This is a genomic window from Hydrogenophaga sp. IBVHS1, assembly GCF_002127265.1.
GTDB lineage: Bacteria > Pseudomonadota > Gammaproteobacteria > Burkholderiales > Burkholderiaceae_C > Hydrogenophaga.
This window is the reverse complement of sequence record NZ_NFUU01000001.1, coordinates 2,902,678-2,915,641: the sequence shown is the minus strand read 5'-3', so window position 1 is coordinate 2,915,641 and position 12,964 is coordinate 2,902,678. Positions and strand designations below refer to the sequence as shown.

The following is a 12,964-nucleotide window of genomic DNA, read 5'->3' as shown; positions in this document are numbered from 1 at the left end:
CACCTCAAATTCTTCGTCCGGATTGACGGTGTGATGCAGGCGGCGATTTCGACAACAGTCAGTCAGGAGATTTACCCATGATGTTCGACGATGACCAGATTGCGCTGCGTGACGTGGCGCGCCGCTTTGCACGAGAGAAGCTCAGGCCCGATTACCAGAAGCGCGAATCGCAACCTGGCATCGACCGGGCCTTGTTCAAGGAAATGGGTTCGCTCGGTCTGATCGGTGTTGATCTGCCCGAGGAATATGGCGGCTTGGGCCTCAGTGGCGTCACGGCCGGCATGATCACCGAGGAAATTGCCTATGGTGACTTCAACGTCAGCTACATGCAGCTGCTCAGTTCGCTGATGGGCGCCATCATCCATGCCAATGCGTCCCCCGAGCTGGCGCGCACCTGGAACAGCCGGATCGTGGCGGGCGAGGCCATCGTCGCGCTGGGTCTGACCGAACCACGGGGCGGCTCGGATGCCGCCAATCTGCAACTCAAGGCGCGTCGCGTGGGCGACGAGTACGTGCTTTCCGGCGAGAAAACCTCCATCACTTTTGCCGACCAGGCCGATGCCATGGTGTTGTTCGCACGCACCGGAAAGCCCGAGGATGTCGCACGAGGCATCAGCGCCTTCCTGGTCGATCTGAATCAGCCCGGCGTGCAACGCACGCGCTTCAACGATGTTGGTAGCAAGATCATCGGCCGTGGTTCGGTGTTTTTCGACGATGTGCGGGTGCCGGTCGAGAACCGGCTGGGCGAGGAGGGCAAAGGCTTCACGCAGGTGATGCAGGGCTTTGACTTCAGCCGCATCCTGATCGCGCTGCAGTGCGTGGCCGCCGCGCAGGCCTCGATCGACGAAGCCTGGGAATACGTGAAGGAACGCCAGACCTTTGGCGCGCCGCTGGCGCAGTACCAGGGCGTGAGCTTTCCCCTTGTCGAGTTCGAGACCCTGATCGCCGCTTGCCGCCAGCTCTGCTACCACGGCCTGGCCCTGCGCGATGCCGGTCAGCCGCACACCGCGGAAGCGGCCATGGTCAAGTGGATGGGCCCCAAGACCGCTTTTGACGCGATTCACCAGTGCCTGCTGACCTTTGGGCACTATGGCTGGTCGATGGACCTGCCTCACCAGCAGCGCCTGCGCGACGTGATGGGCCTGGAAATCGGCGACGGAACGGCGCAAATCATGAAGCTGATCGTTGCCCGCGAGCGCGTGGGACGCGCCGCCGTGCAGTACGCCAAGGAGAGCAAGAAATGATTCAGACATCCCCAGTGGAGATCAGCCGTGCCGGCGCCGTTGGAATTATCGAGTTAGCCCGCCCCGAAAAATTCAATTGCCTGTCGATGTCCGTTCATGCGGCCATCGAGGCCGCCATCGACGGATTCGAGAAATCCGACTCCGGTGTGCGCGCCATTCTGATCCGGGCGCAAGGCAAGCACTTCTGCACCGGCGCCGATCTGGATGAGGTGAAGTCGCTGCGTGGCGATCCAGCCAGGCTCAAGCACTTCATCAGCTATGGTCACAGCGTGCTCAAGCGCCTGGAACGCAGCGATTTGCCGGTGGTGGCGGCCTGCCAGGGTCTGACCCTGGCCGGTGGCAGCGAACTGATGCTGGCCTGCGACATCATCTTTGCGGCCAAGGACGCGCGCTTTGGCGACCAGCATGCCCAGTTCGGCCTGATTCCCGGGTGGGGCGGCAGCCAGCGCATGCCACGCATTGCGGGTCTGCGCCGTGGCCTGGACCTGTTCTTTTCGGCGCGCTGGATCGATGCCGCCACCGCCGAGCAGTGGGGGCTGGTGAACTATGTGGTCGAGCCTGAGCAGTTGGGTGAAGCGGCGCTGGCGTATTGCAGCAAGATCGCCACGCGCAGCCGCATCGGCATGGCCACCATGAAACGTTTGGCACGGCAAGGCATGGAGGGTTCGTCGGAGGTCGGTCTCCAGCTTGAGGAAGACCTGGCCAGCGCGGCTCTGCTCGATGACGACGTCAGCGAAGGTCTGGCGGCCTTCGAGGCACGCCGTACACCGGTGTTCAAGGCCTGAGCGGCTGAATGCTTTGTCTCGCGAATAGGCGCAATCACATATGACCATCCTTTCCTCCCGCATATCGACTTCCGACGACGAATTTCGGCTCAACCAAAAAGCCTACCAGGCCGTGATTGCGGACCTGCAAAGCCGTCGCCAACTGGCGCTGGCCGGAGGCCCCCCGAAAGCGCGGGAAAAACACCTGGCGCGCAACAAGATCCTGCCGCGCCATCGCGTCGAAGTGCTGCTCGATCCAGGTTCGCCTTTCCTAGAGGTCGGCATGCTTGCCGGCGAGGGCATGTACGACGGCGTGCCGCCGGGTGCCAGCATCATCACCGGCATCGGTCTGGTGCAGGGCCGTCCGTGCATGATCATTGCCAACGACGCCACCGTGAAGGGTGGCACCTACTACGGCATGACCTGCAAGAAGCATGTGCGGGCGCAGCAAATTGCCTGGGCACACCGCTTGCCCTGCATCACGCTGGTGGACAGCGGTGGCGCCTTCCTGCCTGAGATGGCCAACATCTTTCCCGATGTGGGGCAGTTCGGCAGCATTTTCAACAACCAGGTACGCATGTCGGCCGAGGGTATCCAGCAGATTGCCGTGGTGATGGGGCCTTGCACGGCGGGTGGCGCCTACATCCCGGCGCTGTGCGACGAGGCGGTGATTGTCAAGGAACAAGGCTATATGTACCTCGGTGGCCCCGAGTTGACCTTTGCCGCCACCGGCGAGACGGTGGATGCAGAGTCGCTGGGCGGCGCCAAGATGCACTGCAGCGTCAGCGGTGTCACTGATCATATTGCCGAAGATGACCGCCACGCGCTGGCCATCACGCGTGAAATCGTACGGGACCTGGGTGAGCAGCCCAAGCCACGCTGGACGCGTCAGCCGTCGGTGCCTCCGCGCTTCGATCCGCGCGAGATTTACGGCATCATCAGCCGCGACACCAAAATCCCGACCGACACGCGCGAGATTCTGGCGCGTTTCGTCGATGACAGCCGGTTCCAGGAATTCAAGCCGATGTACGGCGACACCCTGCTGACCGGCTTTGCTCGCATTCATGGCCACGAGGTTGGCATCCTGGCCAACCAGGGCGTGCTGTTCCCGGAAAGCGCGATGAAGGCGGCGCACTTCATCGATCTGTGCTGCCAGCGAGACATCCCGCTGCTGTTCATGGCCGACGTGACCGGCTTCATGGTCGGGCGCGCCGCCGAGCAGGCTGGCATTGCCAAAGCCGGGGCCAAGATGATCACGGCGATGGCCTCGGCCAACGTGCCCAAGTACACCATCATCATGGGCGCCTCTTACGGTGCAGGTTACCTGGCGATGTGTGGCCGCCCGTTCAACCCGACCGCGATGTTTGCTTGGCCGACCGGCCGCGCGGCCATCATGGGTCCGGATCAGGCCGCCACGGTGATGGCACTGGTGCGCAGACAGATCAACAAGACCGAGGGAAAAGAGTGGACGCCCGAGGAAGAAGAGGCGTTCAAGGCGCCGGTACGCAAGATTTACGAAGACTTCCAGCCTGCTGCGAACTTCTCCTCGAATTTGTGGGTGGACGGCATCATCGATCCGGTGGAAACACGCGACGCCATGGGACTGCTGCTCGACCTCGCATCCCGGACTGCCGCCAAACCGACGCCGTTCGGTGTCTTCCGTTTTTAACCAGGACGCCAGCCATGCAACGCATCCACACCGTCTTGATGACCCACTTCGCCGCAGGAGTTGGGCATGCTTAAGAAAGTCCTCATTGCCAACCGCGGCGAGATCGCCTGCCGCATTGCCCGCACCTGCCGCAAGCTCGGCCTGGAAGTGGCCACCGTGCACTCCAGTGCCGACCGGTTTGCCCGCCATGTGCGTGAGATCGGTGAATCGGTCGAACTCGGGGGTGCAGCGCCCAGCGAGAGTTATCTGAACATCGATGCCATCATCGCGGCGGCCCGGCGTGTGGGCGCCGACGCCGTTCATCCGGGCTACGGTTTTGTCTCGGAAAATCCGGCCTTTGTGCGCGCACTGGATGCGGCTGGCTTGACCTTCATTGGACCCCGGGCCGACACCATCGAGCGCGTCGGCGGCAAAGCCAGTGCCAAGCGCGAGGCAGCCCGTCTCGGCGTGCCGGTCATTCCCGGCAGCGAAAGCGGCATGACCGACCCAGCCGAGGTGTTGAATCTGGTGCGCGGTATGAAGCTGCCCGTGCTGCTCAAGGCCGTGGCTGGTGGCGGTGGCCGTGGCATGGCGGTGGTCGAGACGCTGGAGGGGCTGGAGTCGCGCATCGAGAGTGCCATGCGTGAGGCCGAAAAAGCCTTCGGCAACGGCGAACTGATCGTCGAGCGCTACCTGCCGCATGTGCGCCACCTGGAGGTGCAGGTGGCCGGTGACGGCCAGGGCCACGCCATTCACCTGTTCGAGCGCGAGTGCACCTTGCAGCGACGCCATCAAAAAGTGATCGAAGAAGCGCCGTCAAGCGGTCTGAGCCCGCGTCTGCGTGAAGCTATCCTGGCCGATGCGGTCAAGCTGGCCTCTGGCGTGAATTACCGCGGCCTGGGCACGGTTGAGTTTGTCGTCACGGGTGAAGAATATTATTTCCTGGAGGTCAATCCTCGCTTGCAGGTCGAACACCCGGTGACCGAAGAAGTCACCGGCCTCGATCTGGTCGAACTGCAACTGCGCATTGCCGACACGGACAGCCTGCCGCTGGCGCAAGCCGACGTGCGGTGCACCGGTCACGCCTTCGAGGCCAGGCTGTGCGCTGAAGACGCCGCTGCGGGATTTTTGCCGGCTACCGGGCGGTTGCAGGTGGTCGATTTTTCGCGCGCGGGCGTGCGCGTCGAGTCCGGGGTAGACAGTGGCGACGAAATCTCGCCGCACTACGACTCGATGATCGCCAAGCTCATCGCGCACGGGCCCGACCGCGAGTCGGCGCGCCGGGCGCTGGTGGCCGGATTGCGCGAAAGCACGGTGATCGGCCTGGTCACCAACCTGGAATTTCTGCATGAACTGCTGGAATGGCCGGAGACCCGCGATGCCACATTTCACACCCGCCTGATCGACGAGCGCCACGCGCAGCGCGGCGTGGTGGCTCCCGCCGCGCCGCCTCTTGAGCATCTGGCTGCTGCCGCGCTGCACTGGCTGGCGCAACGGCGTGCCGAGTCGTCCGCGCTGGGCTGCTGGACCCTCTGGGACGGTTTCACGGGCTGGCGCCTGAGCAGTGGGCCGATTCAGGCCGCACCCCAGCCGGTCCTTGTGTTGAAGGCGGGCGCGGCGGAATGGCCCGTGCGGTTTTCGATGCGCGATGACCAGGGCAGCAGTGCGCTGGTCATTGGCGAGCAAAAGGTGCGCGCTACGCTGCAGCCGCTCGCGGGCGGACGCTTCCTGCTGCAATGTGGTGGGCGGGCGCTGGAACTGACGATCCGGGGCGACGCGTGGCAGGCCGAGCTCGCCAGCGCGTTGGGCAGCAGCTTGTTCACGGCACGACCCTATCTGGGGGGGGGCGCCGGTGACGCTGCCGCCAGCGGTCAATTGGGCGCGCCAATGATGGGCAAGGTGGTGGCGGTCAAGTCGGCGGTCGGTGAGAAGGTTTCCATCGGCCAGACCGTGATCGTGCTCGAATCGATGAAGATGGAGCTGCACGTCATGGCGCCATTCGAAGGCAGCCTGAGCAGCCTGCGCTGCCGGGTCGGCGACATGGTTGAGCGCCACCAAGTGCTGGCCGAAGTCAGCCCGGCTTGATCGAAGGAGGTACAAGCGATGAGCAACTTGCCTACCTCCGTCGAGTTCCATGAGGAGGGACCGCGCGAGGGCTTCCAGATGGAGCCAAAAACCTATCCGCTGGCGGACCGCGCCGCGCTGATTGATGCCTTGAGCCTCTCGGGTCTGAGGCAGATCCAGGTTGCGTCCTTTGTCAGTGCGCGCGCGGTGCCGCAGATGGCCGACACGTCCGAATTGTTCGCCGCCATCATCAAGCGCCCTGGTACCCGCTACACGGCGCTTTGGCTCAACGACAACGGCTTCGAGCGGGCGCGCGCCTGTGAACAGGTGGATCTGGACGGCAAGCTGATGTTCTACACAACCGAGCCGTTTTCGCAGCGCAACAACAATTGCAGCGTGGCCGAGATGCGTGAACGCCAGCTCGGCTGGCTGGACCGCTACATCGCCCTGGGCATTCCGGTGGAAAAGGCCTACGTGATCACGGCCTTTGGCTGCAATCTCGGTGGCGCCGTGCCGCTGTCGGTCCTCACCGATCAGGTCCGCTGGCTGGTCGATGCCTGCGCCGACCGGCGTGTGCCGCTGCCGGCGGTCTACTTGGCCGACACCATGGGCTGGGCAAATCCCGAGGAGATCAAGCGCCGCGTCGGCGCGGTGCGCGCGATCCTGCCGGAGGCTCAGATCGGCCTGCACCTGCACGACACGCGCGGCGTCGGCGGTGCCAACGTTTATGCCGCCTTGCAAATGGGCGTGCGGCTGTTCGACAGTTCGGTCGCCGGTCTGGGCGGCTGTCCGTTCGCGGGTCACACGCACGGTGGCGCGGCCGGCAATATCTGCACCGAAGACATGGTGTTCATGTGCCAGGAACTGGGCATCGAGACCGGCATCGATTTAGAGGCGCTGATCGAGGCGTCCCTTCTGGCCGAACGCGTCATCGGCCGCACCCTGTCGGGCCATGTGATGCACAGCGGCTCGCTCAAGGGATTTCGCGCCGGCCAGCGAATGCAAGAGATTTGTGGGGCGGTGCGCTGAATCACATGACAAGGAGAAGGTCATTGGTCGAGTACAGGACAAGGTCATTCTTGTGACGGGCAGTGCGATGGGCATGGGCCAGGTCCACTGCGAGCTGCCTGTCGCGGACATGAACGCCGGGATTGGCGAAACCGTCGCGGCGGGCGTTCGCCAGCGCGGCGGAGTGGGACCGCATGTTCAACGTCAACGTGCGCTACCCCTTTTTCGGCACGCGGACGGGGGTGCCGACGATGAAGTAGGCAGGTGGTGGCTCGATCATCAACATCCTGTCTATCTACGGCCGTTAGGCGCACCCTGTGCCTATGGGGCTTCCAAGGGCGAGGTACGGCTGTTCAGTATGGCCAGCGCGCCCTATCTCGCCCCTTTCAATATTCGTGTCAATTCGGTTCACCTTGGCGCCATCGAGACGCCGATGACCAAGGACTTGTTGAGCGATCCGGCCGATCACAAATCGCTGCTCGGCACCACTCCAATTGGGCGGGCGGTGCAGCATCAGGAAGTGTCGGCGGTGGTGCTGTTCCGGGGCCTCCGATGAGTCGTCCACCGTCATGGGTGCCGAGTTGGTGGTCGATGGTGGCTACGCCGCGGTCTGACCGCGCTTCAAAGGACGAAACAGGATGTCCGTGATTCAAACGCTGGTCGATGTGCAAGGTCCGAGCTTCCGCGACAACCTTGCACACCACGCGGGCCAGATCGCTCTTCTGCGCGCACGCCTGGCCGAGGTGGCCACCGGCGGGCGCGACGCGCACATCCAGCGCCACCGCGAGCGCGGCAAGCTGCTGGTGCGCGAGCGCATCGACTTCATCGTCGATGACGGTAGCGCCTTCCTGGAACTCTCGCCGCTGGCGGCCTGGGATCAGTATGGCAACGAGGTGCCGGGTGCGGGCATCGTCACCGGCGTCGGGATGGTGGCCGGGCGGCCCTGCATGTTCATTGCCAACGATGCCACCGTCAAGGGCGGCTCGTTCTTCCATGAAACCGTTAAAAAACACATACGGGCGCAGGAGATTGCCCAGCGCCTGCGCCTGCCTTGCCTGTACCTGGTGGATTGCGGCGGCGCCTTTTTGCCGGAGCAGGACCGCGTGTTTCCCGACAAGGACCACTTCGGCAACAGCTTCCACCGCCAGTGCCGCATGTCGCAGGCTGGCCTGCCGCAGCTCTCGGCCGTGTTCGGCGGTTGCACCGCGGGCGGCGCCTACATTCCCGCGCTGTCGGACGAAGTGGTGATGGTGCGCGGTAACGCACGCATTCATCTGGGTGGCCCGTCCATCGTCAAGATCGCGATCAACGAAGTGGTAGACGGCGAAACCCTGGGCGGCGCGGAGATGCACAGCCGTGTCTCCGGTGTCAGCGACCACCTGGCCGAGGACGAGCATCAGGCGCTGGCCATGCTGCGTCAGATCGTCGCCAGCCTGCCGCCCGAGCCGCCCATGGTGCCGCCGCTGCCGCCCAGCGCACCACGTTACGACCCGGTTGAGCTCGATGGCCTCGTACCGGTCGACCCCAAACAGCCCTACGACGCGCGCGAAATCATTGCGCGGCTGCTCGACGGCAGCGCTTTCCACGAGTTCAAACCGTTGTGGGGAGATACGCTGGTGACCGGCTTTGGCGCGATCCACGGCCAGCCGGTCGCCATCCTCGCCAACAACGGCGCGCTGCTGTCCGAGTCGGCCCTGAAGGGCGCGCATTTCATCGAACTGGCCAACCAGCGCGGAGTACCGCTGCTGTTTTTGCAGAACATCCCCGGCTTCATGGTTGGCACCGAGGCCGAGCGTGGCGGTATTGCCAAGCACAGCGCCAAGATGGTGTATGCCATGGCTTGCGCGCGCGTGCCCAAGCTCACGTTGGTGGTTGGCGGCTCTTATGGCGCCGGCAACTACGGCATGTGCGGCCGCGGCTTTGAGCCCGAATTCCTGTTCGCCTGGCCCAGTGCCAGAGTTGCCACGATGAGCGCCGACATTGCCAGCAACGTGATGGTCGAGCTGGCGCGCTCTAACCTGCGCGGCCCGGCTGATGAGGCGCGGCTGCTGGATATCGAACGCAAGGTACGCGAGCAGTACGCGCGCCAGAGCGATCCCTATTACGCCACCTCCCGGCTGTGGGACGACGGTCTGATCGAACCCTCGGCCTCGCGCGACGTGCTGGGCCTGGCGCTGGCGCTGGCGGCGCGCCGTGCGTTGCCGAGTACGGCAACCCCTGTTTACCGCATGTAAGAGAACCTCTATGAACACCCCCACCTACGAGACCCTGCAACTGGTCGTCGACGCGCGCGGCGTGGCCCGCCTCACGCTCAACCGCCCCGACACTCATAACGCGCTCAACGCCACCCTGATCAGCGAGTTGCGCCGTGCCGTCGATTGGCTGGCCGTAGCGCCGGGCGTGCGCGCGGTGGTGCTCACCGGCACCGGCAAGACCTTTTGCGCCGGTGGTGACCTGGGCTGGATGCAGGACAACATGAAAAAGAGCCGGACCGAGCGCGTGGGCGAAAGCGGCGATCTGGCGCTCATGCTGCGCGCCCTGAACGAGCTGCCTATGCCCGTCATTGGCCGCATCAATGGCCCCGCGTATGGCGGCGGCGTCGGCATGATCTCTGTCTGTGACATCACGATCGCGGTCGATACCGGCATCTACTCGCTGACCGAGGTGCGCCTGGGCCTGCTGCCGGCCAACATCGCGCCCTACGTTGTGGCGCGCATGGGTGAAGCCAACGCCCGGCGCACCTTTCTGACGGCGCGCCGCATGAGCGCGGCAGAGGCGCAGCGCCTGGGCCTGCTCTCAGAAGTGGTGGCGGCCGATCAGCTCGACGCGGCCATTGAACGCGAACTCGCCGACCTGCTGCAGTGCGCGCCCGGCGCGGTGGCGGCCACCAAGAAGCTGGTGGCCTATGTGCAGGCGCACGATCTGCCCACCAACATGATCTACACCGCTGACAAGCTGGCCGACGCCTGGGAAACCGAAGAAGGGCGCGACGGCATTGCAGCCTTTTTTGGCAAGCGGCTGCCGGTGTGGCGGCAGGTCTGAGTGTTGGCATGAAGGCGTGCGACTGATGTTTAACACCCTCCTGATTGCCAATCGCGGGGAGATCGCCTGCCGCATCGCCCGCACCGCGCGCCGCATGGGCTTGCGCACGGTGGCGGTCTATTCCGACGCCGACCGCGAGGCGCTGCACGTGGCCCTGTGCGATACGGCCGTGCGCATCGGAGCGCCGGAGGCCGCGCGCAGCTACCTTGATGCCGCTGCCATCGTGGCCGCGGCGCGTGCCGCCGGTGCGCAGGCCATCCATCCGGGCTACGGCTTTTTGTCGGAAAGCCTGGCCCTGATTGACGCCTGCGAAGCCGTCGGGCTCATTTTTGTGGGCCCCTCGCGCGAAGCGATTCGGCGCATGGGCTCGAAGATCGAATCCAAGCGCATCGCGCTCGGAGCCGGCGTGCCGGTGGTGCCGGGCTACCACGCCGACGACCAGGACTCTGCGGTCTTGCAGGCGGCGGCCGGGGGCATCGGCTACCCGGTGCTGATCAAGGCCTCGGCCGGCGGCGGCGGCAAGGGCATGCGGGTGGTGCGCAGCGCGGCTGACTTCTCGGCCGCGCTGGATACCGTGCGACGCGAAGCGAAGGCTTCGTTCGGCGACGACCGCGTGCTGCTGGAACGCTACCTCGACGAGCCACGCCACCTCGAAGTGCAGTTGCTGGGCGACAAGCACGGGCATCTGGTCCATTTGTTCGAGCGCGAATGTTCGATCCAGCGCAACCACCAGAAAGTGATTGAGGAAGCGCCCGCGCCACACCTGCCTCCCGCCGTGCGCGAGGCCCTGTTTTCGCACGCGCTGACGATCGGGCACGCCATCGGCTACGACAGCACCGGCACCATCGAGTTCATCCACGACAGCCGCAGCGGCGACACCTTCTTCCTGGAAATGAACACCCGGCTGCAGGTCGAGCACCCGGTGACCGAGTTGACGGTCGGTATCGATTTGGTCGAATGGCAGCTGCGGGTGGCCACTGGTGAGCCGCTCGGCTTCGCCCAGCCGGACCTGACGCAGCGCGGCTGCGCGATCGAGGCGCGTGTCTGCGCGGAGAATCCGGCGGCGGGTTTCGCGCCCGAGATCGGCGCCCTGATCGACTACCGCGAGCCGCGCGGCGAGGGCGTTCGGGTCGACAGCGGCATGCGCAACGGCAGTCACGTTACGCCTTATTACGACTCCATGCTGGCCAAGGTAATTGCCCATGCCGACGACCGGCCGACCGCCGCACGGCGGCTCGCCACGGCATTGGACGACACGGTGCTGCTCGGCGTGCACAGCAACCTCGGTTTTCTGGCCGATCTGCTGCGCCATGACCACTTCGCGCAAGTACTCACCACACATTACATCGAACGCGCCTTTCCCACAGGCTGGCAGCCGCGCACGGACGATGGGCTGGCCATCGCGGCTGCCGCCGTGCACGGCGTGCTGATCAAACAGGCGACGGCCGGGCGCTCGGCCTGGCAGTCGCTCGGGGCCTGGCGCGCGGCCGGCGCTGGGAGTGGCACTGGCAGCACACAGGTGCTGCTCGAAGACGAGCAGCGCTGCGTGCATGAAGTCAGCGTCTCGCCGCAGGGTGACAGCTGGCGTGTGTGCGTCGGCGATCGGGAGTTGACCCTGGCGGCGGTATTGGTCGGCGACACCCTGGCGTTGCAGTGCGACGGCCTGACGGTTCGCTTCACGGTGGCGGTGGAGCAGCACGCCAAGCAAGGCGAACGCGTGTGGCTCTCTGGCCTGAGCGGCACGTGGGCCTGGCGCCGGCTCGATCGCTGGCAGCGCGCACTCAAGGGCGCGGCGGGTGCCGATGAGCTGGGCGGCAATCTCCTGCTCGCCCCCATGCCCGGTCTGGTGACGCAGGTGCAGGTCAGTGTAGGCATGAGTGTGAACGCGGGCGACACGCTGGTGCAGATGGAAGCTATGAAGATGGTGCATACGCTGAGCGCGGTAGCGCCGGGACGTGTGGCCGAGCTGCGTTGCCGCGTCGGCGACGCGGTGCGCGGTGGTGATGTGCTGGCGATCATGGAAACAATCGAATCCGAGGAAAAGCAATGAACGAGCCGATTTATTTTGACGAGCAACACCGGCAGTTCCGGGACAACCTGCGCCGCTTTGTCGAGCAGGAAGTAGTGCCGCACGCCGCGCTCTGGGAAGATCAGGGCATGGTGCCGCGCGCGCTGCTGCGCAAGATGGGCGAACTGGGCTATCTGGGCATACGCTACGACGAAAAGTACGGCGGCTCGAAACTCGACACCGTGTACAGCGCCATCCTGGCCGAAGAACTCGGCCGTTCCACTTACGGCGGCTTCGCCGTGACGGTGATGGTGCACACCGACATGGCCTCGCCGCACCTGGCCAACTTTGGCACGCCAGAGCAGCTCGCACGCTACCTGCCGCCCATCATCGGTGGCGAGAAGATCTGCGCTGTGGCGGTCACCGAGCCCGATGCCGGCTCCGACGTGGCCGGCATCCGCACACGCGCGGTGCGCGACGGTGAGCACTGGGTCATCAACGGAAGCAAGATGTTCATCACCAACGGCGTGCATGGCGACGTGTACTTTGTCGCCGCCAAGACCGATCCGAGCGCCAAGGGTTCGCGCGGTATCTCGATCTTCATCGTCGAGAAGGGCACCCCGGGTTTTCGGGTCGGGCGTGCGCTCAACAAGAGCGGCTGGCTGTGCAGCGACACCGCCGAGCTGGTGTTCGAGGACTGCCGCGTGCCGTCCGCCAACCTGCTGGGCGAAGAGAACAAGGGCTTCTACCAGATCATGCGCAACTTCCAGAACGAGCGCATGGTGCTAGGTGCGCAGGTGATGGGCGAGGCCGCACGCGCGATCGAGCTGACGCTGGCCTATGTGCGCGAGCGCAAGGCCTTCGGCGCCACGCTGTGGGACAAGCAGGCGATTCGCCAGCGCATGGCCATGCGGGCAGCGCAGGTGGCGGCGGCCCGCCAGTTGGTTTACCACGCGGCCTGGCTGGACGCGCAGGGGCGCGACTGCGTCAAGGAGGTGTCGATGGTCAAGGCGCTGTGCGGCGAGCTGGTCAACGATGTGGTCTATGACTGCCAGCAGTTCCACGGCGGCTTCGGCTACATGCGCGAGGCCGCGATCGAGCGTATGGTGCGCGACGCACGCGTCCAAGCTATCGGTGGCGGTGCCACCGAGGTCATGCTCGAAGAAGTGGCGAAACGGTTGTGAAC

At 65.0% G+C, this 12,964-nt stretch carries 10 protein-coding genes; all 10 read left to right on the top strand.

The window, feature by feature from the left end; genetic code table 11:
• The first annotated feature begins 77 nt into the window (after nt 1–77).
• The 10 genes from CAP37_RS14100 (at nt 78) to CAP37_RS14055 (ending at nt 12,962) form a co-directional block, all read left to right on the top strand.
• The gene (locus CAP37_RS14100) at nt 78–1,244 is read left to right on the top strand and encodes an acyl-CoA dehydrogenase family protein (protein WP_056278202.1); all 1,167 of its coding nucleotides are present in this window, start codon (nt 78–80) and stop codon (nt 1,242–1,244) included.
• Entirely contained in the window at nt 1,241–2,029 is a 789-nt protein-coding gene (locus tag CAP37_RS14095) for an enoyl-CoA hydratase/isomerase family protein (protein ID WP_056278198.1), read from the top strand. The genes CAP37_RS14100 and CAP37_RS14095 overlap by 4 nt, the downstream gene beginning before the upstream one ends.
• A gap of 40 nt (nt 2,030–2,069) precedes the next feature.
• Nucleotides 2,070–3,677, top strand: coding sequence for a carboxyl transferase domain-containing protein (locus CAP37_RS14090; RefSeq protein WP_056278196.1), 1,608 nt, complete (start codon nt 2,070–2,072; stop codon nt 3,675–3,677).
• A gap of 66 nt (nt 3,678–3,743) precedes the next feature.
• Nucleotides 3,744–5,741, top strand: a complete 1,998-nt coding sequence (locus CAP37_RS14085; RefSeq protein WP_056278193.1) for a biotin carboxylase N-terminal domain-containing protein — start codon at nt 3,744–3,746, stop codon at nt 5,739–5,741.
• Nucleotides 5,742–5,759: 18 nt separating this feature from the next.
• Nucleotides 5,760–6,749, top strand: a complete 990-nt coding sequence (locus CAP37_RS14080; protein WP_069047283.1) for a hydroxymethylglutaryl-CoA lyase — start codon at nt 5,760–5,762, stop codon at nt 6,747–6,749.
• Nucleotides 6,750–6,858: 109 nt separating this feature from the next.
• Nucleotides 6,859–7,284 (top strand): SDR family oxidoreductase, encoded by a 426-nt coding sequence (locus CAP37_RS14075; protein ID WP_256926969.1) that lies wholly within the window; start codon nt 6,859–6,861, stop codon nt 7,282–7,284.
• An 82-nt stretch (nt 7,285–7,366) separates the two neighbouring features.
• A complete protein-coding gene (locus CAP37_RS14070) occupies nt 7,367–8,962 on the top strand; it encodes an acyl-CoA carboxylase subunit beta (protein WP_086124708.1) in 1,596 nt (531 codons plus the stop codon).
• A gap of 10 nt (nt 8,963–8,972) precedes the next feature.
• A complete protein-coding gene (locus tag CAP37_RS14065) occupies nt 8,973–9,770 on the top strand; it encodes a crotonase/enoyl-CoA hydratase family protein (protein WP_069047281.1) in 798 nt (265 codons plus the stop codon).
• A gap of 25 nt (nt 9,771–9,795) precedes the next feature.
• Nucleotides 9,796–11,820, top strand: a complete 2,025-nt coding sequence (locus CAP37_RS14060; RefSeq protein WP_056278178.1) for a biotin carboxylase N-terminal domain-containing protein — start codon at nt 9,796–9,798, stop codon at nt 11,818–11,820.
• Nucleotides 11,817–12,962, top strand: coding sequence for an acyl-CoA dehydrogenase family protein (locus CAP37_RS14055; RefSeq protein ID WP_056278176.1), 1,146 nt, complete (start codon nt 11,817–11,819; stop codon nt 12,960–12,962). The genes CAP37_RS14060 and CAP37_RS14055 overlap by 4 nt, the downstream gene beginning before the upstream one ends.
• Nucleotides 12,963–12,964 lie beyond the last annotated feature (2 nt).